The following is a 25,679-nucleotide window of genomic DNA, read 5'->3' as shown; positions in this document are numbered from 1 at the left end:
GTCCCCCTATCCCTACAGAATGAAAGCCGACATCGCGCGCAAGCCGATGAAAGTTACGACTACGAATACGACCATTGTCAGGTATGTTGCAACTCGTTGGGAACGCGGTCCAACCGTAATTCCCCAGTGAACCAGGAACGACCAGAGTCCGTTGGAGAAGTGGAAAACCGTGCTGATGATCCCGATAGTGTAGAATACGATCATTGCAGGACTGCTGAAAATGTTAGCCATCATGTCGAAGTCTACGTGTGCACCCATTGCTTTTGCGATGCGGGTTTCCCATACGTGCCAAACAATGAAAATGAGGGTAATGATACCTGTAACCCGTTGCCACAGAAACATTTGGTTTCTGAAGTAACCGAAGTTCCCTACGTTTTGCTTCGCTTGGAACGCAATGTAGAGACCGTAAACAGCGTGAAACAGGATTGGGATGTAGATGAAGACAAATTCAACTACCAATAGAAGTGGAACATTTTCAATCAGTCCAACCGTCTGGTTGAAAGCTTCGGCTCCGCGGGTCGCTTGATAGTTAGCTGTCAAGTGAAACAGCAAGAAGAGCCCAATCGGAAACAAACCGAGAAGTGAGTGTAGCTTGTGGCTGAGAAAGCTATGGCCTTTCGCCATACCATGGTCCCCCTTTCAATGTATGTAACGCTCGTAGTTTGTGAAAAACGCCTCGACGTTTTTCAAAAAATCTGATCTGCCCGCAAACGGTCTACAAAATGGTTGCGACCTTTTTGTATCGACCTTTCTCCAATATCCTAACCCATTGCGATTCCCGTTAGACATGACGAAAAAACCGTCTTTCGTCTCGTCCCACCTTGTCGGAATGTGTCAAAATACGAAAAAAAGTTGGGCAAAACTTTGACCAAATCCAATTGTACTCTTGTCGACTGAGAGCGTCAAGACAATCAATAGACTAAATACATTGATAGAATAACTTTGTTCAATTACGCTATTTTTCTCTCTAGGATTGGTCATGAAAATAGAGACTCTCTCATAGTCTAGTACAGACAGGAGGGAGCAAAATGAAAGAGACGGATCAACTGGCAGCCCTGTTGCCTGCCCAAACGATTCTTTATGCCGAGCGAATGAGCATGCCCTATTTAGGCTACCACCTACTACGTGAAACGCTGACCAACGCCTTGCTAGGCGAGAGTGAGAGCCCTATTCTGTACTGGCTAGGCAAAGAAATGGGCCGAAAAATTCGGATCACAGCTGAAACTGGTATCATTCACCCGTTCATGCGACTGGGACTGGGTCAATTAGACCTCGTAGAGTCATCAGAGCAAGGCATTACCTACAAGCTCTCCCATTCCATTTACCAGTATCAATCCCCTGAACGCCTAAGCCGCACGCTATCCTTGGAAGCAGGAATCATTGCCGGAGCGCTAGAGTCGTGGAAGCAAACAGAAGTCGTAGCCCAGTTAGAAATAGATGGAAGTAGTATGATTCGAATTATTGCACGCAGCAAAAAGTGAGCATCTGCTCACATAAGTAGCCCCCTCTACCTGTAGAGGAGAGGGGGGAGTCTTGATAATGATAGCGGCTAGCCGTGAACAACAGCCGTTTCAGCTACATCGAGACCATAAGCCGAATGGAGACTGCAAACGGCAAGTTCAGTCAAGCTGGCTGGTATGACGCATGATACTTTGATATCAGAAGTAGATACCATTTTAATAGAAATTTCCTTCTCAGCCAAAACGCGGAACATTTCCGCTGCAACTCCAGGATTGTTGATCATACCGGAGCCTACAATGGATACTTTGGTCAGATTTTCTTCAAAATCGACTTTTTCAAAGCCAAGCTCTGACTGATTGGCATTCAACGTATTTATGGCTTTGGTCAGATCGTCACCTGTTACCGTAAACGAAATGTTTGTCACTGCCGCATCGTAAGAGCTTTGGATAATAATGTCCACGTTTACCTGATTGTCCGCCAGGGTATTAAATAGGCGAGAGAGTGTACCTACCTTAGCAGGCATCCCGACAACCGTAATTTTAGCGACATCTTCGTCATGAGCGACTCCACTCACTACTCTTCCTGTTTCCATATTGGCAACCTCCTCAACGTACGTACCATCTTCAGCAGTAAAGCTGGAGCGGACCACCAACCTTACTTTATATTTCTTAGCAGCCTCTACCGAACGCGGATGTAGTACACCTGCCCCCAGATTTGCCAATTCCAGCATCTCATCATAGGAGATAGTGTCCAGCTTGCTTGCTGCCGGGACCATCCGTGGATCAGCCGTGTACACACCTGACACGTCGGTAAAAATCTCGCATTTGTCTGCACCCAGGCTTGCTGCTAATGTAACCGCGGATGTATCCGATCCACCGCGGCCGAGCGTAGTGATTTCACCCTCATCACTGATTCCTTGGAAGCCGGCCACAATCACGACACGTCCACGGTCCAGCTCGGCTTGAATCCGCTCTGAATCAATTTGCTTGATTCTCGCTCTGCCGTGAATCGCTTCAGTCGTAATGCCTGCTTGCCATCCAGTCAAGGAAATGGCATCGTAGCCTTTCGTATGCAAGGCCATAGCCAAAAGCGAGATGGAAACCTGCTCCCCCGTGGTCAGCAGCATATCCATTTCACGCTCCGATGGGAAAGGTGTAATCTGCTTAGCCATGTCTACCAAGACATCGGTAGATTTGCCCATTGCAGAGACTACCACGACCACATCATGCCCTTCCTCTTTGTATGTGATGATTCGGTCCGCTACTCGTAAAATTCGCTCAATGGTACCTACAGAGGTGCCTCCGTATTTCTGCACGATCAACCCCATGCGGCTTCTCTCCCTTTTCTCATATCCAATGATGTTCGTTATATGTTTTTCTTTTTTGTATTTGTATAATCTCTTTTTTTGTTTTTTTGTATGGTTTCTCTATTTCTCTTTTTAAGCGATTATGTCATTTTATTAAAAAAAGGCATCGACTAGGAATAAGACCTGCCGCTGCCTATTGTTTCGACATACCGGTTCCTCCCTTCCAATACACGCGGTCCATGCAGCATGACAGAACCAACCATCATGATTACGCACGGACTCACCGTGAGATAGCACTCCATCTGGCAACTGGTGATTGCCGAGATGACAGTCCTGCATTTATTCAATGCAGACCCAGCGTGGAGAAAAGCGGGTTTTCCTCCATACTTCGGCGAATTCCCCTTTCCCATACCCTTCACAGATACCCGATCTCAGGGTGGTACTCTTGGTTTTCGCGCCTCTACCTCACTCCATATATGGAAGTGAGGCTAACTATTCTGTTTGAATCGCATTATATCATGGGACGAAAAATCGTTCAATCGTTTTTCGGATTATTTCTACGACTCCAGCTTTCGCAAATGGGCGATGATTTCTCTCGCCAGCTTGTCGCCGATTCCTAGCTGACGGAAATCTTCTACCGTAGCCTCGCGCATTTTTTTCATCGAGCCAAAATGCGTAAAGAGAAGCTTGCGGCGCTTTTCCCCGATGCCCGGAATCTCATCCAGCTGAGAGGAGAGCATCGTTTTCGTACGAGACTGTCGGTGGAAGGTGATGACAAAACGGTGCACCTCGTCCTGAATGCGCTGCAGCAAATAAAACTCGTAGCTGTCACGCTTCAGATTGACCGGCTCTGGCGGGTCTCCAAAAAGAAGCTGCGCGGTGCGGTGCTTCTCGTCCTTTGCCAAGCCACAGACAGGGATATAAAGCCCAAGCTCATTTTCCAATACATCCATGGCAGCAGTGATTTGCCCTTTGCCACCGTCCATGACGATGAGATCAGGCATCTGCTGGTTCTCTTTGAGCAAACGCGAGTAACGCCGACGAATAACCTCTCGCATGGAGCCGTAATCATCTGGACCTTCGACAGTTTTGATTTTGAATTTGCGGTATTCCTTTTTGTCCGGACGACCATCCGTAAACACGATCATCGCGGATACCGGCTCCGTTCCCTGGATGTTGGAGTTGTCAAACGCCTCAATACGATGCGGGACACCTATGCCGAGAATATGCCCCAGATTGTGTACAGCCTGAACGGTACGCGCGTCATCCTTTGACATGAGGGCAAACTTCTCTTGCAGGGCGATCCTGGCGTTCTCAGATGCCATTTGTACCAGCTCTCGCTTTTTGCTACGTTTAGGAGCATGGACTTTGATTCCGAGCCAGTCACTCAAAAGCTCGGTATCGCTTTGTTCAGGAAGCAGAATTTCTTTCGGCAGGGCGTTTTGCTTATCGTAGTAAAACTGGCTGACGTAGGACATGAAATCCTCGTTTTCCTCACCGTAATAAGGAAAAGAGGTCGTTTGACGCTCGATCATTTTGCCCTGGCGCATGTAAAAAATCTGGATGCACATCCAGCCTTTTTCGACAGCAAATCCGATAATATCCCGATCGACGGTATCGGTAAAGGTAATCTTCTGCTTTTCCATGACCGCTTCGATACTCTTGATCTGGTCGCGGTATTCCTTTGCCCGTTCGAACTCCATGCTTTCAGCGGCTTGCATCATTTTCTCGGTCAGCTGCTGCTTCATCTCTTCGTGACCGCCATCGAGGAATCGGCTGATCTCTTCGACCAGACGCCGATTTTCCTCATCCGTCACTTCGTACACACAGGGAGCGAGGCATTGTCCCAAATGGTAATAGAGACACACCTGCTTGGGCATGTTGCGGCATTTGCGCAGTGGATAGAGCCTATCAAGCAGCTTTTTCACCTCGGAGGCATCGCCGGCATTTGGATACGGCCCAAAATATTTTGCCTTGTCTTTTAGAACCTTGCGCGTAATTTCCAGTCGTGGCTGTGCCTCATTCGTAATCTTGATGTACGGGTACGTCTTGTCATCTCGGAGCATGACATTATAGCGAGGATCATGCTTTTTGATCAGATTGCACTCCAAAATGAGCGCCTCGATCGCTGACGATACAACGATATACTCAAAGTCCACAATTTCACTGACCAGAAGCTGCGTTTTTCCATTATGACTGCCTGTAAAATACGAGCGAACGCGATTTTTTAGCACTTTGGCCTTACCGACGTAAATGATTTCCCCGCTCGCATTTTTCATCAGGTAGCAGCCTGGCTTCTCTGGCAGGACGGCCAGTTTGTCTTTTAAGGAGCTATTCATGGCTGCTCCCTCCTCGATCTATATTTCTCTTACTTCATTTTAATCGGTTTTTCCAGCACGTACAGTTCATCCTCAAGCGAGCTCATGCGTTCAGTCAACAGCTTACGGCTATCCTGAACCCCTTGGTTGTAAAAGAAGGGGCCAAGCTCCTTGGCAAAAAAGGCAATGAGATCTTCTGTTTCCAGATTCCCCAATTGTTCAGATCGTTCTTCATGAAAATATCGCTGCACTTGATGAACCAGATATTCGGTTTGTTCTCTGGACAGTTTTGCTGCCATGACGATCAAGCACCCTTCCTCAAAAACATCGTGATAGGAATATACGTTCCACTGTTCATAGTACCATGGATGACAAATGAAAAAAACTGCCGCCTCGTGTTTCCAGCGACAGTTTTTTCCTTTAAATGTGTGTTCAAATGACTAGTGCTTTCGTCCTCCCAGGTACGCTTCCTTTACACGCTCGTCGTTTAACAGCGACTCAGCCGTGCCTTCGAGTACAATTTGTCCAGCCTCAAGAACATAACCGAGGTCGGCGATTTTGAGTGCCTGCTTGACGTTTTGCTCGACGATCAGCACCGTCGTTCCCTCTGCATTGATCTGTTTGATTACCTTGAAAATATCGGACACGACAATCGGCGCCAGCCCCATCGACGGCTCATCTAAGAGCAGCAGCTTCGGTCTGGACATCAACGCTCTGGCAATCGCCAGCATTTGCTGCTGTCCTCCCGACATCGTTCCACCCAATTGTGTCAGGCGCTCCTTTAATATAGGAAACCACGCCATCATTTTTTCCATGTCATCCTTAATACCTTGGGCGTCGTTGCGCTGAAACGCACCCATTTCGAGGTTTTCCAGCACAGTCATTTTGCCCAAGATGGCACGGCCTTCCGGTACGAGTGCCAGTCCCGTTTTTACGATCTGGTGTGGCTTCGCGCCTTCGATGCGCTGTCCACGAAACGTAATGGTCCCTGCCTCTGGCCTCAGCTGACCTGCAATCGTGCGCATCGTGGTCGTTTTCCCAGCGCCGTTTGCGCCAATGAGCGAAACGATCTTGCCCTCTGGCACCTCCAGAGAAATACCCCGAATCGCTTTGATTTGACCGTAGGAGGTCGTCAGATTTTGTATGCTAAGCATGCTATTCGTCCTCCTTGCCGAGGTAAGCCTCAATTACGTCTGGATTATTTTGTACCTCTTCTGGCGTTCCATCAGCGATCTTGACGCCAAAGTTAATGCACACGACTTTTTCACACAAATTCATCACGAGTCCCATATCGTGCTCAACCAGCAAAACAGTCGTCCCGTCATCGCGGATTTTGCGCACGAGCTCCATGAGCGCCTTTGTCTCCGTCTCAATCATTCCTGCAGCAGGCTCATCCAGAAGTAAGAGCTTTGGCTCAGTAGCAAGCGCCCGGGCAATCTCCAATCGACGCTGCTGTCCGTAAGCAAGCGTATCAGAACGCACGTCAGCTACATCAGACAAGCCTACAAACTCCAGCAGCTCTTCTGCTTTTTTCGTTACAGCTTTCTCTTCTGCCTGCTGTCCCGGCGTTTTGAGCAAGGAAGCCCAGAAGCCAGCCTTCATGCGTGAATGGCAGCCAACCTTTACATTGTCCAGTGCATTCATATGACCAAACAGGCGAATATTTTGAAACGTACGAGCAATGCCCATTTCCGTAATTTTGTTTGGCTGCATACCGTTGAGCTTCTGACCAGCAAACGAAAAAGTACCTGTCGTCGGTTCAAAAATACCCGTAGCCATGTTAAAAATCGTCGTTTTGCCCGCACCATTGGGGCCAATCAGCCCAACGATTTCACCCTCCCCCACCGAAAATGAAACATCGCGCAGGGCGGTGATGCCGCCAAAGCTTTTCCCTACATTTGTCAGTTCCAGCAACATGTCACACTCCCCCCTTCGCTTCATTGCCGGACGGTTTGCCCTTGCGGCGACGGAACAGCTTTTGGAATGTGTCGGTACCAATCAAGCCATGTGGACGGAAAGCCATCACTGTGACCATGATCAAGCCGTACATAAGCATTTTGTACTCTGCCAAACCGCGCAGAACTTCTGGCAGCGCAGTCAAGACAAGAGCACCGAACAATGGTCCCCATACCACCTCACTGCCGCCGATTACCGCGTAGGAGAGAATCTCTACGACCTTGTGGTAGTTGAAATCGTCTGGAGTAATCGTAGTGGTGATGTGAGCAAATAGCCCCCCGCACATTCCTGCCAGTACGGAGCCGATAATAAAAGCGAGCATTTTGTAATAAGCCACCTGCAAGCCCATCGCACGTGCTGCTGTCTCATCCGCTTTAATCGCTTCAAAGGCGCGGCCAAGTCTGGAACGGTTCAAACGTAGCGTCAAAAAGAGAATGAGGGCAAACAAAAGCAGCATGAAAACAAATGTGGACAACGCCTTCATTTGCATGACAGAAATCCCTATCGTCTGCGCTTTTAAGCCGATCGCTTTTTCAAAATCGTACAAGTAGTTTCCAATGGACTGCAGACCTGTAAGTCCAAGCGCTCCATTGGTAATCTCAAGATTGAGCAGAATAACCCGAATAACCTCCCCAAAGCCCAAGGTCGCAATCGCCAGGTACAAGCCATGGAGCTTCAAAGTAGGAGCACCGATCAATAAAGCGACGATCCCCGCTGCGAGTCCACCGATAATGATAGCAATAAACAGCGGCATATCCGCCTGCTTGGTCAAAATGCTTGCGGTAAAGGCGCCAATGCTCATAAAGCCGGCATGCCCCAAGGAAAGCTGCCCAGTAGAGAGCGTAATATAAATACTGATAGCAAGAATGCTGTTTAATAAAATAAAGGTAAATACCTGTAAATTATACGGATTGAGAATATCCAATGTTTGCACCTCCTTACGCTTTGCGTCCGAATAGTCCTTCTGGCTTTAGCAGCAAAATAATGATGATGAGGCCGAATGCAACGGCATCACGATACGACGAATCTCCATATGCGACCGTAAAGACCTCAATAATTCCGAGCAGTACGCCACACACCATTGCTCCCGGGATGCTTCCAACCCCGCCCAAGATCAGTACAGCCAGACCTTTAAATCCAAGAGTCATCCCCATGGTAGGAATGAGAGCGGAATATGCCATACCGATCAGAATACCCGCGACTCCACCAAGCGCTGACGCCAGCATCACTGTTACAACGATGACCATGTTGGTATTGATCCCCAAAATGTTTGCCGTATCCGTATTTTCAGCCGTAGCACGAATCGCTTTGCCCATTTTGGTTTTCTGAATCCAAAAATGCAGAACGAACATCAAAACGAGTGAAATCCCTAAAATAACGAGATCGACACTGCGAATTTGAATAATGCCCAAATCAAAGGGAGTATCTCCAAACGATTGCGGGAAAGCGCGAGAATCCGCTCCAAATAATTTGTGCATCGCTTCCTCGACCAAAATGGCAAACCCGATTGTACTGATCAGTGACGCCAAATGAGGTACGTTTTTCTTGCGAAGCGGACGAAGTGCTGTATACTCCAAAACCAATCCTAATACCGCCGAAACCACTACGGCTGCTACTAACGCCACCCCGAGTGGCAAATTCAAGCTGGTCATCAGGACTAGTCCAACTAACGATCCGAAAATAAAAATTTGACCATGGGCCATGTTAATGATGCCTAAAACTCCAAAAATGAGAGTATAGCCCAATGCGATTAAGGAATAGGTACTACCTACCGTTAAACCATTGACTAATTGCTGCCAAAACAAACTGCCTCACCTCACTGAAAGTCGTTTAAATAGTTTGAATGCTTGAAGTTGTTCTCGCTGGATCAGGAAGCGATGGTAGAGAACTCGTCCTTTCTGATCCAGCGAGAAAACTTTACTCCGCCAAAAAATGGCGGAGCATCGCCTTCCATTGCAAAGAAGAGCCCGGGAAGCCCGGGCAGTTCTCTTATTCAAATGGTACGAACTTTCCTTCTTTTGCTACAACAACAACCGCATCACCGATTGGGTTACGTTTTTCGTCAAAGGAGAGGTTTCCTGAAACGCCTGTAAAGTCTTTCAGCTGTGCCAGTTGTCCGCGCAATTCTTCACGATCAGCCTTGCCCGCAGCGAGCAGGGATTGAGACATAATGTACAGGGAATCGTAAGCTTGTGCAGCAAATTGGTCTGGCTTTTTGTTGTATTTTGCTTCAAACGCTTTTACAAAGGCTTGTACTTTGTCATCTTGTTTTTCTGGGCTAAAAGGAGTAGCCACAATCAAGCCTTCTGCCGCTGGACCTGCAATTTCAAATACTTTTGGGTTGTTGAAGCCATTACCGCCAAGGATCGTGCCTGTAATACCCAGCTCACGCGCTTTTTTCACTACCATGGAACCCTCTTTGTAAAGAGCAGAAACCAAGAGTGCATCCGGGTTGGTTTGCTTCAGCTTGGTCAACTGTGCAGAGAAGTCAACATCACCATTGGAGAAGGTTGCTTCGCCAGTAATTTCCAGACCCATTTTTTCTGCAGTTGCTTTCATCACCTTGTATCCGTTCACGGAAAAGTCATCGTTGGATGCATAGATGAGCGCTACTTTTTTCAAGCTGTTTTTCTCAACTGCCGCTTTCATCGCTGTAGGAATCGCGATGGATTCTGGCAAGGAGTTGCGGAACACGTACTCACCGATATCGTTGATTCCTTCAGATGTATTAGAAATCCCGAAGATTGGCGTCTCCGCTTCGTTTGCTACAGGTCCTGCAGCAAACATTTCACCGGAAAGGGTAGGACCGATGATTGCGACAACATTATCCTGATTAATCAGTTTATTTACCGCATTAATCGCTCCCTCTTTATCTCCGCCAGAATCTTCAAACTTTAATTCCATCTTGAGTTTGCCTTTGTTGGCTTCGTTCAGCTCACCCAAAGCCAGCTCCAAGCCTGCTTTTTGTGCTTCGCCATATGCGGCACCTGATCCGGAAAGGAATCCGACTACGCCGATTTTCGCTGTGAACTCTTGTCCATCTGCACTCGCTTCTTGCTTGGCTCCACCCTCATTTGCTGCTGGTGCGCTGGTGTTGCCGCTGGAACATCCAACCATCAAAACTGCACCCAAGGAGATGGTTGCCAGAGATTTTAATAAATGAAACCCCTTCATTGAAAAGCCTCCCTTAATTTTTCTAAATAATTATTATGGATTATCTGAAGTTTAATAAAACTATTATAAAAACGCAAATAATTTTCTCTAAGTAAACTTAATTTTTTGACAAACGACCGCTCAGAATTATTGCATAGATGCCGTTCATGATTGGAATGAAATCATTTTCGTACCCGATAAATTTCTAACTATTCTGTCCAACCTACGCATGAAAAAAGCGGCATCTGCACCGAGGCGCAAATACCGCTTCTCTGCCAATAATCCCTTATCCTTACAGGTGTTTGCCTACAGTTGCCATCAAAGCTTCTTTTGGTTGGAAACCAATTACTTTGTCAACTGGTTGACCATCTTTGAATACGATCAAGGTAGGGATGGACATGACACCAAAACGGCCAGCAGAATCTGGGTTTTCGTCAACGTTTACTTTGACGATTTTGAGCTTGGAGCCCACTTCGCCGTCGATTTGCTCAAGTACAGGAGCGATCATTTTGCAAGGGCCGCACCATGGAGCCCAGAAGTCAACCAGGACTGTACCGCCTTGCTCTACTTCCTGGGAAAAGTTTTGGTCAGTTCCATTTACAATTGCCATGGAAAGTTACCTCCTCAAAATTCAATTACTAAAAAAAGGTTTTATACGCTAATCAGTATATCATTCAAAATCTGAAATGACTACGGCACGCAACACTTTATCCGCACTTCTCCATGTTAGTGTATCCAATCCGCATTTCCCTTATCGTTTCCAACGACATCCAGAACATCTTACTGTCCGGCATGCTTTATCCGGTGGATTTCTCGCTCATTGTCGTTTACTTTTCGATGTAGCAAGTCAAGGTCTGCTTCCATTAGTTTGTCATGCCGATTGATCGCGGTACTTTTTCATTTCATTTCATTTCGGAAAATATACATCTCATCACGAAACGCATACATCTCTTCACGAAATGCGTACATTTCTGTCTTAAATTCTCGGAGTTCTTCCTTCATCTCTTTCAAGAGGCGATTATTCTCGCCAACCATGTGAATCAGCTGATGCAACAGTTCTTCACTCATGCCGCTCACCTCTCCTTAGCGCCTATTATAGCAATCTTTCTAAGCGTAGAGGTAGTGACTGGGGCAAAAAAAGCACCCTTTCTGAAAAGGGCGCTTGCTCAGTAATAATATCGTTATATTAAACCAGTACTTTTTTAAATTCAGCTGTCAGAAGCGGCAATACTTCAAACAAGTCGCCTACGATACCGTAGTCAGCCACCTGGAAAATCGGAGCTTCCGGGTCCTTGTTGATCGCTACAATGACTTTGGAGCTGGACATGCCAGCCAAGTGCTGAATCGCTCCGGAAATTCCGCACGCGATGTACAGATCAGGAGTAACCACTTTACCTGTTTGACCGATTTGCATGGAGTAATCGCAGTAGTCAGCATCGCACGCACCGCGAGAAGCCCCTACTGCGGCACCCAAAACCTCTGCCAAATCATACAAAGGTTGGAAGCCTTCAGCGCTCTTAACGCCACGTCCACCGGAAATGACTACCTTTGCTTCAGACAAATCTACTTTTCCGCTCGTTTTGCTCACGACTTCTTTTACAATGGTGCGCAGGTCTTTGATTTCCAAATCTACTGGAACGACCACAGCCGTTTTCGCAGCATCAGCGGCACTGATCGCAATGTTGTTTGGACGAATCGTAATAAAAGTTTTTCCATCAATAAATTTACGTTGCTGGAAAGCTTTTCCTGCATATATAGGTCGAACAAATACTGGTCCTGCTTCAATACCTGTCACATCCGACACCAGACCGTAGCCTAGTCTTGCTGCTACACGAGGTGCTACATCGCGCCCGATTGCAGTATGACCAAGTACGACAGCGTCTGGAGCAGCCAGCTCGATCAGCTGTGTCAAAGCCTGAGTATAAGCGTCTGGCGTATATTGAACCAAAGCCTGATGATCCGCTGTATAAACGGTAGTTGCGCCATGCTGACCCAAAGTAGCTGCGTGAGCGCCGGCATCCGCACCAAATACTGCTGCTACGATTTCGCCGCCTTCACCCAGTGTTTGTGCAGCTGCCAATGCTTCCAGTGACACGTTGCGAAGCTGTCCGTCACGTACTTCTGTGAGTACAAGTACTTTTTTCATGGATATCCTCTCCCTCTCGCTTAGATCACTTTTGCTTCATTGCGCAATAGTTGCACCAATTCCGACGCTTGAGCTGCCAGTTCGCCAGTGAGAATACGTCCAGCTTGCTTTTGTGCCGGCAAGGATTGACCTACAATCTCCGTTTTTGCCGCTACATCTGCTGGGGACAGATCCAAATCATCTGCGGACAAGCGATCCAAAGGCTTCTTTTTCGCTTTCATAATCCCAGGGAGGGAAGGATAGCGCGGTTCATTCAAACCTTGTTGTGCAGTGATCAAAACAGGCAGGCTGGTTTCTACAACTTCCAGATCGCCTTCGATATCACGCTCTACACGTACGTTTGTACCATCTATTTCAAGCTTAACTGCGGTGGATACATGATTGATTCCAAGCTCTTCAGCCAGACGAGGTCCGCCTTGACCTGCACCGGAGTCAACAGCCATTTGACCGCCAATAATAATATCGAAGCCGATTTTTTTCGCAACTGCAGCTAGTACCTTTGCAGTTGAAAATTCGTCCCCGAACAAATCCTCATCGTCAACCAATACCGCTTTATCTGCACCCATCGCCAGAGCTGTACGCAGAGAGCTTTCGGCACGATCTGGACCGACGCTGACTACAGTCACCTCACCACCATGCTCTTCTTTTAGCTTGATCGCTTCTTCTACTGCGTACTCATCGTATGGATTAATGATGAATTCAACGCCATCCTCAGAAATTTGTCCATTTTGGATGACAATTTTTTCTTCTGTGTCAAAGGTTTGTTTCAACACAACCACGATATTCATCAGGATGCCTCCTCCTAAGTGGTACTTCATACTGGTGACGCTATATGGTTTCTACCGATCTGCAAATTGCGGCTTGCGCTTTTCCAGAAAGGCAGCTACGCCCTCTTTTACATCCTCGGCGGCAAATGCTTCTCCAAACAGCTTTGCTTCATAGTCCAAGCCTTCTGACAAGGAGAGCTCTTCGCGAGCATGGATGGCCTTCAGTGCTAGCTTGATCGTGACAGCACTCTTCTGTGCGATGGCTTCCGCCAACTTTTTGGCCTCATCAACAAGCTCTTCCACAGGATAAATCACATCTACAAGTCCGATGCGGTGGGCTTCTTCTCCACTGATCATTTCTGAGGTGAGGATCAACTGAGTTGCTTTTCCGCGGCCCACCAAGCGAGGCAGGCGCTGGGTTCCTCCGTAGCCTGGAATCAGTCCCAGGTTTAGCTCTGGAAGTCCCAATCTGGCATCTGCAGCTGCTAGTCGGATGTGGCACGCCATTGCGAGCTCCAGTCCTCCACCGAGGCATGCGCCGTTAATGGCTGCGATGATCGGCTTCGGAAATTTTTCCACACGGTCAAACACCTGTTGGCCTTGCTTGGACATTGCTGCCGCATCTTCACTTTGCAATTGGGTGAATTCTTTAATGTCCGCGCCCGCGATGAAAAAACGTCCTTCACCGGTCAAAACAATCGCCTTGATTTGCTCATCGTTTTCCCATTGATCCAAAAGTTCATTCAATTGCGCAATCACGGATTTACTGAGCGCATTTGCCGGTGGATTGTTGATTGTCACCAGCGCTACACGATCAACTACTTGCACATTCCATTGCAAATCCATTCCTCTCCCCCCAGACTCTATCAAATAAAGGAGCAGCCTCTTACCGAGCGACCGCTCAGTATCACTTTACTTATTGTAACAAACGTTGGGAAGCAAAAAAAGCTTTTCTTTCATTCTTTTCCCTTCATTCCTAGCAGGAAGAGATTATAAATGGAATCAACATGGGAGACCAGGTCGTATTTACACTGCTTCATAACCCATGATGTCGTCACTCCATCCAATGTTCCAAAGATCATTTTTCTGGCGATCCGCACCTCAATGTCAGGACGGAAAATGCCTTGCTCCATCCCTGCTCTAACCACCTCTTCAATCAGATTGAAGTATTGCTTCATCACGGTACCGATTCCTTCATTGATCTCCTGATTGGATTGGCGTAGCTCGATTTGCGTCACTTTTGCCAAGTCATGATCCTCTGATAGCTGACTGAGATGCGTATGGACGAGTTCGTACAGTTTTTGCTCGACCGTTTTCGCTTCCGAGACGCGCCTACGGTTTGTCTCCACAAACTGCCCCATCTTTTCATTGAAAAGCGAAATCAAAATATCGTCCTTGTTTTCAAAATAGAGGTATATGGTGCCGTCTGCTACCTTCGCCTCTTTTGCAATCTTTGATACCTGGGCGCTGTAATAGCCCTGCCGTGCGATGACACGAACAGCAGCATCAATAATGGCTTGATACTTTTCCCCCGTTTTCTTTGCCATATATACCTCCACCTTTACTAGCACTGACAATATACTGAATGATCGCTCATTCATATGTAGTGTAATACAGCCATACCAACGTGTCAAACACCGTTCAAGGGCGCCTTCCTGGCGGGAAAGCGACCCTTTGGTGTCACATCTTCCCTTCAGCTGGTTTTGATTCCATCAGTGGCTTCTTCTCTTCGTTTTTTGTCCTCATCCTGAAGCTGCCTCCTGAGGACTTTTCCGACGATCGTTTTAGGGAGAGTAGCGCGTATTTCATATTGTCTCGGTATTTTATAAGCTGCTAACCGTTGACGACAATGCGCTTCCAGCTCTTCCTCGGCTGCTGTCTGGCCATCCTTGAACACGATAAACGCTTTGACCGTTTCTCCCCGATATGCATCAGGGACACCAATAACAGCTGCCTCTTGAATCGCGGGATGCTCGAACAGCGCTTCCTCCACTTCACGCGGATAAATATTGAAGCCCCCCGCAATAATCATGTCCTTTTTTCGGTCCACAATATAAAAGTAGCCGTTTTCGTCCATGTAGCCCATATCTCCGGTCAATAACCAGCCATCCTTTAGCACAGCAGCCGTTTCCTCAGGACGATTCCAATATCCTCTCATGACCTGCGGGCCGGACACCGCCAGCTCCCCAATTTCACCCTGAGCAAGCTCCTCGCCCGTAGCGGTGTCCACGATGCGGCAATCCGTATCTGGCCATGGCAATCCCACGCTACCTGTAATGCTTTTGCCCCAAATCGGATTCGAGTGTGTCACCGGAGAAGCCTCTGTCAGGCCATAGCCTTCGACAAGCTTGCCGCGGGTCAGCTCTTCGAATTTGTTTTTGACTTCGACTGGCAGAGGAGCAGAGCCACTCACACACGCCTCGATCGAGGATAAATCATGCTTTTGCAAATCGGGGTGATTGATCAGGGCGATATACATCGTGGGTGCACCGGGAAACAAAGTAGGCTTTCTCTTATCAATCATATGAAATATTTCTTTGACCTCGTATTTCGGTACGAGAATGATTTCGGCAGCAATCGATATTCCTTTGTTCATGACAGTCGTCATGCCATACACGTGAAACAGGGGAAGAACTCCGAGTATGCGCTCTTTTCCCTTCACGAGCTTGTAGAGCACAGCCTGGCATTGTATGGCGTTCGCGATGAGGTTGGCATGGGTCAGCATGACGCCTTTGGCCACACCCGTGGTACCCCCGGTATACTGGAGGAGTGCGATATCCTCCTCCGGGTTCGCCTTCGAATAGACAACGGTGGGATCGTTCTCCTCAATAAGCGAAAGAAACGCCTCCACGTCTTTGCCATACGGAACTTGCGGATTTTGACCTTGCTTTTTTTGAACCATTGGATACAGTAGTTTTTTTACAAAGGGTAGGTAATCGGCGATGCTTGTGACAATCAGCCGTTTTAATGGAGTAGACGAACGGACGGAAGATACACGACTGTACAACAAATCCAGTGTGATGATCGTTTCTGCTCCCGAATCGGTAAGCTGGTGAATCAGTTCACGTTCCGTATAGAGGGGGTTTGTCATGACGACAGTGGCACCGGCAAACAAGGCGCCGTAATAGCTAATAACAGTCTGTGGGGTATTAGGCAGCATGATCGCCACTCGGTCCCCTTTTTTCACACCTCGCTTGATCAATGCATTGGCAAAGCTGTACGACAAAAGCAAAAGCTCGCGATACGTAATGCGCTTTCCCATGAAGTAAATCGCATTGCTGTCTGGATAGGCGGCTGCGGACTCTTCTAGGAAATAGGTCAGTGGAACACGGGGGTATTCCAGTGACGGTGCAGTTTCGGGTGGGTAATTGGCTATCCAAGGCTTGGCAATTGACATGGTCATTCCCTCCATCCCTTAAATGGCCTTGCCTCCCCCTATGATTGACATTTATAAACTCTCCCTTCATCTATTCTATTCGAAAAATAATTAATTTTCCAACTAATTAAACGAAAGTACGAAATCCAAAAAGCGCTGTTTGTTTATAACCAGCGCTTTCGTATGTAGTCATCGAGCTATGGCGTAAGTGATTTGACGATTTTCTTTTGGACTCGTTCCCGTTCGCTACTTGGAACCAGATGGTACCAGCCAAGTATTCCATTATGCCAAATTCTCTCATCTTGCCCCACCAGCGTATCAGTCTTGATGGCATTCGGTGTCGGATCACCATAAGAGAGCAGCAGTGAAGCTATTTCGAGGTCTGTCAAATCGGTTTTCACATGCTGGCCCATAATCTCCATCAGGGAAAATACTTTGGAATACGTCTGCGCGGAAGCTCCCTTGTTTGCCAAAGCCTTGAGAATTTCTTGCTGACGAGAAATTCGTTGATAGTCGCTGTCCTCTTTCCCCAGGTCACTTTTGCGATAACGGGCATAATCCAGCGCTTGCTCGCCTGAGAGAGTTTGCAGTCCAGGCTGTATGTCGATGTAGGTTCCATCGCTTGGATCACTGTATTTCATGCGCTTTTTCACATCGATCTGGACACCGCCCAGCTCATCTACAATTTGCCGGAACCCGTCAAAATCAACCGAGACATAGCGATCAATTTTGATATCCAGAAATTGCTCCAGCGACTCTTTTACAAGCTTGGGTCCGCCAAATGCCATTGCGTGATTGACTTTGTCAAAGCCTTTTCCCGGCAGCTCCATATAGCTGTCTCTCGGAATAGAAATGAGGTAGGCCGATTGCTTGGCAGGATGAATCGCAGCCAGCATCATCGTATCCGATCTCGCCCTCTCTCCGTCCCGGCTGTCAACACCAAGCATGAGCACCACAAATGGCTTCAACGGCTCTGTGCCAGTCAAAAGATCGCGAGGCGGCAAAGAAGCGCCAGCCTCTTTGGCTGTCTCTTTGGCAGATCCCTCGATCGGCATATACCAGTTGCTCGTCATCTGCTTGTATTGATACGCACTGTAGCCTACTACCAGCAAAGCTCCGATAAGGAGGCAGGAAAACGTATGGAAGAATATCTGTTTTTTATAACGCTTTAAAAATGATAGAAAGAACACAAAAAACCCTCCCCCTTATCTTGCGAGTTCAAAAGTCGGCTTTTCTACACGAGAAAATGACTGGAACCCGCTTACAGAAACAAAAACCTATCCCGCCTTGCTCGTTCAGCAGGACAGGGGCTTGCTTCCATTTTTAACAGGGGAGGGCTTATTTAAACGTATTGCATCGTTAGAATCGCTCCACGACCATTGCCATACCCATACCGCCACCTACGCACATGGTAGCCAGACCGCGCTTGAGCTGGCGACGCTTCATCTCATGCAAAAGGGTAACGACGATTCGGCAGCCTGTGGACCCGACCGGATGTCCGAGTGAAATGCCGCTTCCGTTTACGTTGGTAATTTCTCTTGGGAGCTCCAGCAGCTTTTCGACAGCCAAGTACTGGGCGGCAAATGCTTCATTGACCTCGATCAGCTCGATATCAGACAAGGTCATTCCCGCTTTGGCAAGCGCCTTTTTGACAGCAGGGACTGGACCGTAGCCCATTAGGTCAGGCTCAACTCCCGCAGCCGCCCAGGAAACGATTTTTCCAAGCGGAGTGATTCCCAGCTCTCTCGCCTTGCTCTCCTTCATCAAAATCGTAGCTGATGCCCCATCATTTAATCCAGAGGCGTTCCCTGCTGTTACCGAGCCGTTGTCGCGAAAGCCTGGCTTCAGCTTGCTGAGTGTTTCCATCGTTACCCCGCGGCGCGGAAACTCGTCTTGGGTAATCAGCGTTTCCTCGCTCCGCTTTTTGAGAGGAACTCCGATGATTTCTTCCGCGAAATACCCGTTGTCAATCGCTTGAATCGCATTATGCTGACTTCGCACAGCAATCTCGTCCTGCTCCTCGCGAGTGATGCCATAGCGATCCGCCAGTCGCTCCGCCGTCTCACCCATCAAGATTTTATGGTGGGGGTCGGTGAGCAAATCCCACATGGCGTCTGTCATTTCACCGTGCATGAGCCTTTTGCCCCAGCGCGCATTTTTTAGCACATAAGGCGCATTACTCATGCTCTCTACTCCCCCAGCGATGACAATTTCACTGTCACCCAAGAGAATTTGCGATGCTCCGCTGACCATCGCTTGCATGCCAGACGCGCATTGCCGCTGAATCGTGTAACCTGTTACTTCCTTGCCAAGACCTGCGTCAAGGGCCACTACACGAGCGATATTCGCTTCATCCGACCGCTGGATACAATTTCCGAGGACAACCTCGTCAATCTGAGTTGCCTCTACACCCGACTTCGCCAATACTCCGCGAATGACCGTTTCAGCCAGCTTGCGAGCGCTTACATCTTTCAGGACCCCACCAAACGTGCCAATTGGCGTCCGTCCGGCAGCAGCAATGACTACATGCTCCATCTCGTTTCCCCCTCCATTATGATTGCGTATTTTCTCTATTGTCTCATAGGTGAGTTACAAATGGCTCTACCCTTTTCGCTTCATTAAAATGGTGACCCACTCGTCTGAGTGACGTTCTCCTGCCGCTGTAAAGCCGGCTTCATCGTACGCTGCAAGAACAGCTTCACGATTCCAGTCAACGATTCCGGACATAATCACAAGTCCTTCTGGAGAAATTCGTTCAGAGATCACAGGGAGCATCGCGATATTTTCATCCCCTCCGATATTGACCAAAATCAAATCAGCTTGCTTGGGAAGCTGGTCCGCGACAGCCGGTTGCTGTGCATCCCCGATTACAACCTGAACGGCTTCCTGCTGCAAATGATTGTTAGACGCATTGACCCGTACCTGGTATTCGCTTTGGGAATTGATATCGACTGCCCAGACTGGCTGCTTCGCCCCGTTCAAGGCGCAGTACAAGGTAAGAATGCCAGAGCCTGCACCAATATCGATCACCGTTTTGTCTGTCAGCTCCAGCTCTTGCAAAAAGAGCAGCATATCCTGCGTCGTCCCATGATAGCCCGTACCGAATGCCGCACCCGGGTCAATCCACAGCACATGCTCCGCTTTTTCCAATAGGGCTGGATCTGTCCAGGTCGGCGCTACCCACCAATTGCCGATTTGCACTTCCCGAAATTCCTCCTTCCACGAGTCGTTCTCCTCTGGAACCAGCTCCACCTCTTTTACGGTTACCTTGGATCCCCAACGTGTTAGGTAGTCTTTGAGTCTTGCTATATGCTCTTCCTCGCTATCATGCTCGGGCTCAAACAAGTATCCGACGACAGGGCCATCGGTATTTTCGGCATAATCATATCCATTTTCTGTCGTGAGCACCTCAATTTGCGGCTCAATCCAGCCTAACGTATACGGACTGGTCAAAACCTCTGCCACAAACAAGTCTTCGATATCCGGCTCCACTAGTAGGGTGTATTTTAGCCACATGCTTTCCATGCTTTCTTCGCGCTCCTTTTCATGTATTCTACTTTCAACTGTCACAAGCCTATTGCAGCGAGAAGCGTACTTTCTTATGTAGAGATTCTCTTACTTTCATCTGCGGATGGCAAGGATGATAGGATACATGGTATGATAGTAGAATGGACTATTTTACCGCAGGGAGGTTAACCATGTTCGACGAATTTTTTTACCGACGCCGTAAAAACAAAGGACTTTACTTTGTCATGATTGCCCTGATTATTCTCGGCATCGGCATGTTCGCAATGGGCTTCCTCTATTTGTTTTAGGGTTGCTTTACTTCCCCTTGTTTACTCGATTATACTTGAGAATGTATTTTTCCTGTACGTTTGATATAGAAAGAAGGTTCACTCCATGTCGCGAATTCTCATCTCCGGGTACTACGGCTTTAATAATGCCGGAGACGATGTGGTCCTTTACGGCATCATCAGCTCCCTCAAGCGAGAACAACCGAATATCTCTTTGGCCGTCTTATCCAATCAGCCTGATCGGACGGCGGAATTGTTTGGGATTGAGGCTTTTAACCGCTGGAGCTTCGGAACCATCGTCCGCGAGCTTTCGCGAAGTGACATGCTTGTAATGGGCGGCGGAACCTTGATGCAGGACGTAACCAGTCCACGTAGCGTTCTCTACTACCTGGGCATCGTCACCATTGCCAAGCTACTGGGCAAACCCGTGGTTTTTTACGCACAGGGGTTTGGACCCATCCTCAAATCTCTCAGTCGCACCATGATCAAGCGCGTCGTAAATCGCGTTGATGTGATCACAGTTCGCGATTATGAGTCAGGAGAAGACTTCAAAGCTTGTGGCGTCAAAAAAGCGCCCATTCATATAACGGCTGACCCTGCTCTCACGATTTCACCTGACGACATCTCGGATGAGCGCGGCAAAGAACTGCTCGACGGCATGTTTGCTGATCCGACGAAGCCGCTTGTTGCTATTTCCGTGCGTGACTGGAAGCAGGAGCAGCAGTTTAAGCTAACAATCGCCAAAGCGGCAGATTGGTTCATTTTGCGTGGCTGGAATGTCTTGTTCCTGCCTATGCATGTGCCTAGCGATCTGGCTCCTTCTCGTGAAATCATGGAACAGATGGAACAGCCAGGAGCCCGTCTGCTCGATGCTTCTGTTACTTTCCATGATATCATGTCCGTCTTAAAGCAGTGTGACTATGTGGTAGGCATGAGACTTCATTCCCTGATTCTCGCCTGTATGCTTCGCACTCCTTTTATCGGCATATCCTACGATCCAAAAATTGATCGTTTTGTAGAACGAGCAGGTATGCCAAATGCCGGTCATATCACGCAGCTGGATGAAGCCTCCCTGCTTACCCTACTCGCCCAGCGACTGGACAAGCTCGAACAGGAAGTCGAGATCGTGACAGAGCACTCCCATCTACTCGAAATCGAAGCTGCGAAAAGCAGTGAATTGGTGCTTCAAGCGCTTCGCAAAAAACATTGATCGGAAAGGAGGACTCATCCATGTCCATTTCCTCTCAAGTTTTAATTGGAATGAATCGGTTGTTTCCGCTCCCCGTTCACCCATTCAATCTCGCAAACAACGGGGATATGAGCTATACGGAATGGCAATTTCAAAAAGGGGATCAGACCATTCAATTCTTCCTCCCCTTTCACAGTCAAGAGCAAATGTTCAGAGATAAAACAGTCCTAGATATCGGTTGTGGCGGTGGTGGCAAAACATGCTATTACGCTACCTTTGGCCCGAAGAAAATGATTGGGATCGATATCGTTCCTCACTATGCTGAGGAAGGGAATGCCTTTGCCAAGCAAAAAGGGCTGGAGGACGTCGTTTCCTTTGTGACTGGTGATGCAGCTAACATGACCTACGCAGACAACACCTTTGACACGATTATTATGAATGACGCGATGGAGCACGTCGGCGAGCCGGAAAAAACGCTGGACGAATGCTTCCGTGTCCTGAAGCCAGGCGGTCATCTCTACATTAATTTCCCGCCTTACTACCATCCATACGGCGCGCATCTATCCGATGCGATCGGAATACCTTGGGTCCACGCGCTCTTTTCGGAGCAAGCCTTGATCGATGCTTACAAACAACTCGTACGTGATCTGCCAGACGGTTCTGATCGGATTGCCTTCCGCTTTGACAAACGTCCTGATGGCAGCGACACGATCTCCTACATCAACCAGATGACGATCAAGCGGTTTCGTAGAATCCAGCAAGGCGTCGTGCAGCCTGCTGTCTATGAGCGGGAAATCCCTCTCCGCAATCAGCTGAAAGGATTGGCAAACATTCCTGGATTCCGTGAGTTTTTTGTCAAAATGGTCGTATGTGTCTACCGAAAAGAAAAATAGCAGCAGAACCTGAAAGCAGAAAGCCCCTTGCTCCTGATGATCTGGAGAAGGGGCTTTTCGTTATTGAGCTTTCGATGAAGTCTGCTTCTTACGGATCGTATTCATAAAGCTGCGCAATTTATTGCCACCCGGCAGCCAATCCAGCTCCTTGTCTTCAATCAACGGAATGAGGAGCAACAGTCCCAGGTAGACGAACAGTCCTACTCCTACCCCTGCCATCGTTTCCATTGCTCCCAAGAGACGCACCTTTTCTTTGCCCGCGAGCAAAAAGCCGACTGCCTCTGTAGCACCCCATGCCAAAAGCAGCATCAGGTTGGCTACCAGAAGTGGATACAATGTGTCAAAACGCCAGTTGATAGGTACAACGACGAGTTTTTTGATCGCGCGCATATTGAGCACACATACAAAAGCTGTCGCACACAGCCAAGAGAGCGAGAGACCATCCATCCCCAGGAACGAGGTAAATAACAGCGTAGCTCCGACCTTGACCAAAACACCATACAACAAATGAAGCGCAGGAATTTTTTCTTTGCCTACTCCTTGCAAAATCCCGTTCGTAGCCAAAAGCAATGACAACGGAATCGCCGTGACGCCTAGAATCGCCATTGCGCGTGTCCCTTCCATGTCTCCATACAGAGCCAGGTTGGCGCCCTCAGCCACGGCTGTGAGACCGAGACCTGCCGGAAGACCAATGAGCCATGCGAAACGCAGTGACAGCTTGGTAAGCGTCGTGACGCGCTCCTCATCCCTTTGTCTCTTCGCCTCAGCGATAGCAGGCACGATCGAGAGAGCAATTGAGGAACCAAACAAACTCGCCATTTGGAGCAGTGGACCACCCCGGCTGTAAATCCCGAACCACGTATCTGCCGTCAATCCATCAACATTCCATATGTAGCGGAATATGTTGATCGCAAGAAACGAGTCGGTCAAGCTAAAGATCGGAATCACTAGCGCGCTGACACAAATCGGCCAGGCAATACGCCACATGGATTGGAAGAAGGAGCGATCATACCAATAGTCCAATCTCCCCCACTGTGCTCCTGTAAATACCGAGCTTTTCCGGTTATGCAGCCACATTAAAAGCGCCAGAAAACCGAGACTGAGCAGCGTACTGATCATCGTGCCGAAATTGACGCCCGTAATGACCGTATCTGTATCCTCTCCGAGTGAGACGAGATACATGGACGCAATCAGGATAAAAGCCACCCGCAGCGTCTGCTCTACGATTTGGGAAAGACCTACATACAGCATTTTTTGATGACCGTAAAAGAAACCGCGAATGACCGCAATCAATGGAACAAACAGCAAGGAGAGCGATATGGCGCGGATCGGCTCCACCAGATGCGGATTGCCCATCATTTTGGCAATCAGTGGAGAGCTCACGTACAGGATGGCAAACAAGACAATTCCGATTGCCCCCATCATAACCATGCTGCGAGCAAGAATCTGTCCGACCGAATTCTGCTTTCCTTCGGCCAATGCTTCCGCGATTACTCTGGACAATGCCACTGGCACACCCGCTGTAGCGAGGATCAGGAAGGTGAGGTAAAGCGGATAAACCTCCTGATAGAGCCCAAGACCATTGTCACCTACGATTTCCTGGAGCGGGATACGATAAAACATCCCGATCACTTTTGACAAAATCCCCGCAATGGCTAAAATTAACGCGCCTGCGAGAAAATGACTTTTTTTCAGCATGGGTAACTCCTTTGCTTATCGAGCCCGTTCAAAAAGGGAATGCGTCGACACCCCGATACGATAGATGCTTCCCGGACTTTTTTGAACATCCTCTTATATCCCAAACGATGAGGCTTGCCACAATCGACATGAACCCACTCTCTATCCTACTATCAAATTACCGTTCCAGCAAACAGGTATAACGATGGAATTTGACAGGAATACTGGGGACAGCCTGATGTGAACAGCTTTAACCACTTGCTATCATATCTTATTTCTAGCGTTCCTACCAACCTCTTTCCCGCCCGGCTTGCTACTTGGATGAAGTATTCATTATAATGGATGGGTTAATCCCTGCGTGTAGGAGGACTACAATCAAAATGAGAGAAACCGTGTTGAAGTGGGGAAGCCAATCAACTACGTGGTTGTATTTGTTATTGGCCTATCCGGTAATTGATTTTGTCATGCGGAAAATTCTACCGATTCCAGTCGTTTCGTCTTTTTGGGATGAGGCTCTGCTCATCATCCTGCTGGTGTTTACGTTTGGTGCTTTCTTGCAAACGAATCGAACCATGCCTGGAATCAAGCATTTGCTCAGCGCCTTTTTCGTCCTGGGTCTGGCCTTGACGGTTACGGACATGACAAACTGGCAGGCAAGTGTGGAAGGGTTCCGCTCTGTCTACCAGTATCTGATCGCCTTTTTAATGGGCTTTTATTTATTAAAGTCTGTTGAAGATCTGGACAAGCTTTTGAAAGGACTTGTGCTGATCGGCTTTGTAGCTGGTGCGTACGGTGTCTTGCAGGTTGTGGTAGGCGTAAAAACACCTGAAGCATGGGTACAGGAGGGCGAAGCGATTACTACGCGTGCCTTTTCCTTCGTCACCAGTCCGAACGTTCTGGGAAGCTACATGGCGTTGATTGTGCCGGTTGCAGCGGGCTTGTTTATGAAAGCACCCAAAGCCATAGAGAAATGGCTCTGGGCTGCCATCACACTGACCTCATTGCTCGCTTTGCTTCTGACAGGCTCACGCGGAGCTTGGTTTGCTCTGGCGTTTGCTATTTTTGTCTGCTGCTACATTTGGAAAAAACGGATCGCAGGCTATCTCGTTCTGGCTGGGATCATCGGCGTGGTAGCCCTGTTCTTTGTACCTGAGTCGGTTCCGATGGTAGGTACTGTCAAAAATCGTATCTTTACCTTGTTTACTTCTGACTACTTCTATGCAAGCAGTCAAGGCGGTCGTGTCGAACGTTGGGGCAAAGCGTATGACCAGATGCGGGTGGAGCCGCTCTTTGGGGCTGGGCTTGGCCACCATGGTGGAGCCGTTGCGGCAAGACGCTTTGGAACGACCTACACCGACAGCTACTTCTTCAAGAGCCTGGCAGAATACGGATTGATCGGGACCATTATGCTGGTTGGTCTGATCCTCTCCATGCTCCGCTACAGCGCACGAGCGGTCAGCAAGATGCACGGCTCGCCGCATTTCTTCCCTGTCCTTGGTGTACTCGGGGGACTGGTCGCAGTAGCTGCGCACAATTTCGCGGAAAACATTTTCGAGGTGCCATTCATGGCGCTCTATTTCTGGCTGTTTGGTGGCTTCCTTTGCGCTTTATTTGCCGACCAGACACAATCAAAAAGGTGGTGA

24 protein-coding genes and 1 riboswitch are annotated in these 25,679 nt (G+C 48.4%); of the genes, 4 read left to right on the top strand and 20 right to left on the bottom strand.

Annotated elements, in window-relative coordinates:
• Nucleotides 1–12 precede the first annotated feature (12 nt).
• Complete coding sequence (locus C3B52_RS09395) at nt 13–624, bottom strand: succinate dehydrogenase cytochrome b558 subunit (protein WP_103105813.1); 612 nt, start codon at nt 622–624, stop codon at nt 13–15.
• A 404-nt stretch (nt 625–1,028) separates the two neighbouring features.
• Between C3B52_RS09395 and C3B52_RS09390 the strand changes: the two genes are divergently transcribed.
• A complete protein-coding gene (locus C3B52_RS09390) occupies nt 1,029–1,481 on the top strand; it encodes a DUF2507 domain-containing protein (RefSeq protein WP_103105812.1) in 453 nt (150 codons plus the stop codon).
• A 68-nt stretch (nt 1,482–1,549) separates the two neighbouring features.
• On the opposite strand, the gene C3B52_RS09385 is transcribed toward C3B52_RS09390, so the two are convergent.
• From C3B52_RS09385 to C3B52_RS09300, 18 genes are all read right to left on the bottom strand, one after another.
• Complete coding sequence (locus tag C3B52_RS09385) at nt 1,550–2,788, bottom strand: aspartate kinase (protein ID WP_103105811.1); 1,239 nt, start codon at nt 2,786–2,788, stop codon at nt 1,550–1,552.
• Nucleotides 2,789–3,050: 262 nt separating this feature from the next.
• A riboswitch (Lysine riboswitch) is annotated at nt 3,051–3,238 on the bottom strand.
• Between the two features lie 86 nt (nt 3,239–3,324).
• The gene (uvrC, locus tag C3B52_RS09380; protein WP_103105810.1) at nt 3,325–5,106 is read right to left on the bottom strand and encodes an excinuclease ABC subunit UvrC; all 1,782 of its coding nucleotides are present in this window, start codon (nt 5,104–5,106) and stop codon (nt 3,325–3,327) included.
• A 29-nt stretch (nt 5,107–5,135) separates the two neighbouring features.
• A complete protein-coding gene (locus tag C3B52_RS09375; RefSeq protein ID WP_103105861.1) occupies nt 5,136–5,384 on the bottom strand; it encodes a DUF2164 domain-containing protein in 249 nt (82 codons plus the stop codon).
• Nucleotides 5,385–5,525: 141 nt separating this feature from the next.
• The gene (locus C3B52_RS09370) at nt 5,526–6,239 is read right to left on the bottom strand and encodes an ABC transporter ATP-binding protein (protein WP_103105809.1); all 714 of its coding nucleotides are present in this window, start codon (nt 6,237–6,239) and stop codon (nt 5,526–5,528) included.
• A 1-nt stretch (nt 6,240) separates the two neighbouring features.
• A complete protein-coding gene (locus C3B52_RS09365; protein ID WP_103105808.1) occupies nt 6,241–7,002 on the bottom strand; it encodes an ABC transporter ATP-binding protein in 762 nt (253 codons plus the stop codon).
• A gap of 1 nt (nt 7,003) precedes the next feature.
• Complete coding sequence (locus tag C3B52_RS09360; RefSeq protein ID WP_103105807.1) at nt 7,004–7,975, bottom strand: branched-chain amino acid ABC transporter permease; 972 nt, start codon at nt 7,973–7,975, stop codon at nt 7,004–7,006.
• A 4-nt stretch (nt 7,976–7,979) separates the two neighbouring features.
• On the bottom strand, nt 7,980–8,846 hold the full coding sequence (locus C3B52_RS09355; protein WP_103105806.1) for a branched-chain amino acid ABC transporter permease: 867 nt from the start codon (nt 8,844–8,846) through the stop codon (nt 7,980–7,982).
• A gap of 184 nt (nt 8,847–9,030) precedes the next feature.
• Nucleotides 9,031–10,215 carry an ABC transporter substrate-binding protein gene (locus C3B52_RS09350; protein ID WP_103105805.1) on the bottom strand — a complete coding sequence of 395 codons (1,185 nt, stop codon included), beginning with the start codon at nt 10,213–10,215 and terminating at the stop codon, nt 9,031–9,033.
• Between the two features lie 271 nt (nt 10,216–10,486).
• Nucleotides 10,487–10,804, bottom strand: coding sequence for a thioredoxin (gene trxA, locus C3B52_RS09345; protein ID WP_103105804.1), 318 nt, complete (start codon nt 10,802–10,804; stop codon nt 10,487–10,489).
• A 287-nt stretch (nt 10,805–11,091) separates the two neighbouring features.
• Nucleotides 11,092–11,262: a hypothetical protein gene (locus C3B52_RS37275; RefSeq protein WP_235615646.1), complete on the bottom strand. Its 171-nt coding sequence runs from the start codon at nt 11,260–11,262 to the stop codon at nt 11,092–11,094.
• A 118-nt stretch (nt 11,263–11,380) separates the two neighbouring features.
• The gene (locus tag C3B52_RS09335; RefSeq protein WP_103105803.1) at nt 11,381–12,340 is read right to left on the bottom strand and encodes an electron transfer flavoprotein subunit alpha/FixB family protein; all 960 of its coding nucleotides are present in this window, start codon (nt 12,338–12,340) and stop codon (nt 11,381–11,383) included.
• A 20-nt stretch (nt 12,341–12,360) separates the two neighbouring features.
• Nucleotides 12,361–13,128, bottom strand: a complete 768-nt coding sequence (locus C3B52_RS09330) for an electron transfer flavoprotein subunit beta/FixA family protein (protein ID WP_103105802.1) — start codon at nt 13,126–13,128, stop codon at nt 12,361–12,363.
• A 51-nt stretch (nt 13,129–13,179) separates the two neighbouring features.
• A complete protein-coding gene (locus C3B52_RS09325) occupies nt 13,180–13,953 on the bottom strand; it encodes an enoyl-CoA hydratase (protein ID WP_103105801.1) in 774 nt (257 codons plus the stop codon).
• A 110-nt stretch (nt 13,954–14,063) separates the two neighbouring features.
• On the bottom strand, nt 14,064–14,654 hold the full coding sequence (locus C3B52_RS09320) for a TetR/AcrR family transcriptional regulator (RefSeq protein WP_103105800.1): 591 nt from the start codon (nt 14,652–14,654) through the stop codon (nt 14,064–14,066).
• A 146-nt stretch (nt 14,655–14,800) separates the two neighbouring features.
• Entirely contained in the window at nt 14,801–16,504 is a 1,704-nt protein-coding gene (locus C3B52_RS09315; RefSeq protein WP_103105799.1) for a long-chain-fatty-acid--CoA ligase, read from the bottom strand.
• 176 nt (nt 16,505–16,680) lie between these two features.
• Complete coding sequence (locus tag C3B52_RS09310; RefSeq protein ID WP_103105798.1) at nt 16,681–17,673, bottom strand: LCP family protein; 993 nt, start codon at nt 17,671–17,673, stop codon at nt 16,681–16,683.
• A gap of 169 nt (nt 17,674–17,842) precedes the next feature.
• On the bottom strand, nt 17,843–19,018 hold the full coding sequence (locus C3B52_RS09305) for a thiolase family protein (RefSeq protein WP_103105797.1): 1,176 nt from the start codon (nt 19,016–19,018) through the stop codon (nt 17,843–17,845).
• Nucleotides 19,019–19,084: 66 nt separating this feature from the next.
• A complete protein-coding gene (locus C3B52_RS09300; RefSeq protein WP_103105796.1) occupies nt 19,085–20,008 on the bottom strand; it encodes a 50S ribosomal protein L11 methyltransferase in 924 nt (307 codons plus the stop codon).
• A 375-nt stretch (nt 20,009–20,383) separates the two neighbouring features.
• On the opposite strand from C3B52_RS09300, the gene csaB reads away from it, so the two are divergent.
• Nucleotides 20,384–21,487, top strand: a complete 1,104-nt coding sequence (gene csaB / locus C3B52_RS09295) for a polysaccharide pyruvyl transferase CsaB (RefSeq protein WP_103105795.1) — start codon at nt 20,384–20,386, stop codon at nt 21,485–21,487.
• Between the two features lie 20 nt (nt 21,488–21,507).
• Nucleotides 21,508–22,359, top strand: coding sequence for a class I SAM-dependent methyltransferase (locus C3B52_RS09290; RefSeq protein WP_103105794.1), 852 nt, complete (start codon nt 21,508–21,510; stop codon nt 22,357–22,359).
• Nucleotides 22,360–22,419: 60 nt separating this feature from the next.
• On the opposite strand, the gene C3B52_RS09285 is transcribed toward C3B52_RS09290, so the two are convergent.
• On the bottom strand, nt 22,420–24,057 hold the full coding sequence (locus C3B52_RS09285) for a putative polysaccharide biosynthesis protein (protein WP_103105793.1): 1,638 nt from the start codon (nt 24,055–24,057) through the stop codon (nt 22,420–22,422).
• Between the two features lie 359 nt (nt 24,058–24,416).
• Here C3B52_RS09285 and C3B52_RS09280 point away from each other — a divergent pair, with 359 nt between their 5' ends.
• Nucleotides 24,417–25,679 carry an O-antigen ligase family protein gene (locus C3B52_RS09280; RefSeq protein ID WP_103105792.1) on the top strand — a complete coding sequence of 421 codons (1,263 nt, stop codon included), beginning with the start codon at nt 24,417–24,419 and terminating at the stop codon, nt 25,677–25,679.

This window comes from Brevibacillus reuszeri (assembly GCF_002897295.1).
In the GTDB taxonomy this organism is placed as follows: Bacteria; Bacillota; Bacilli; order Brevibacillales; family Brevibacillaceae; genus Brevibacillus; species Brevibacillus reuszeri_A.
The sequence above is the reverse complement of the archived record's forward strand: the minus strand, read 5'-3'. Positions and strand labels throughout refer to the sequence as shown.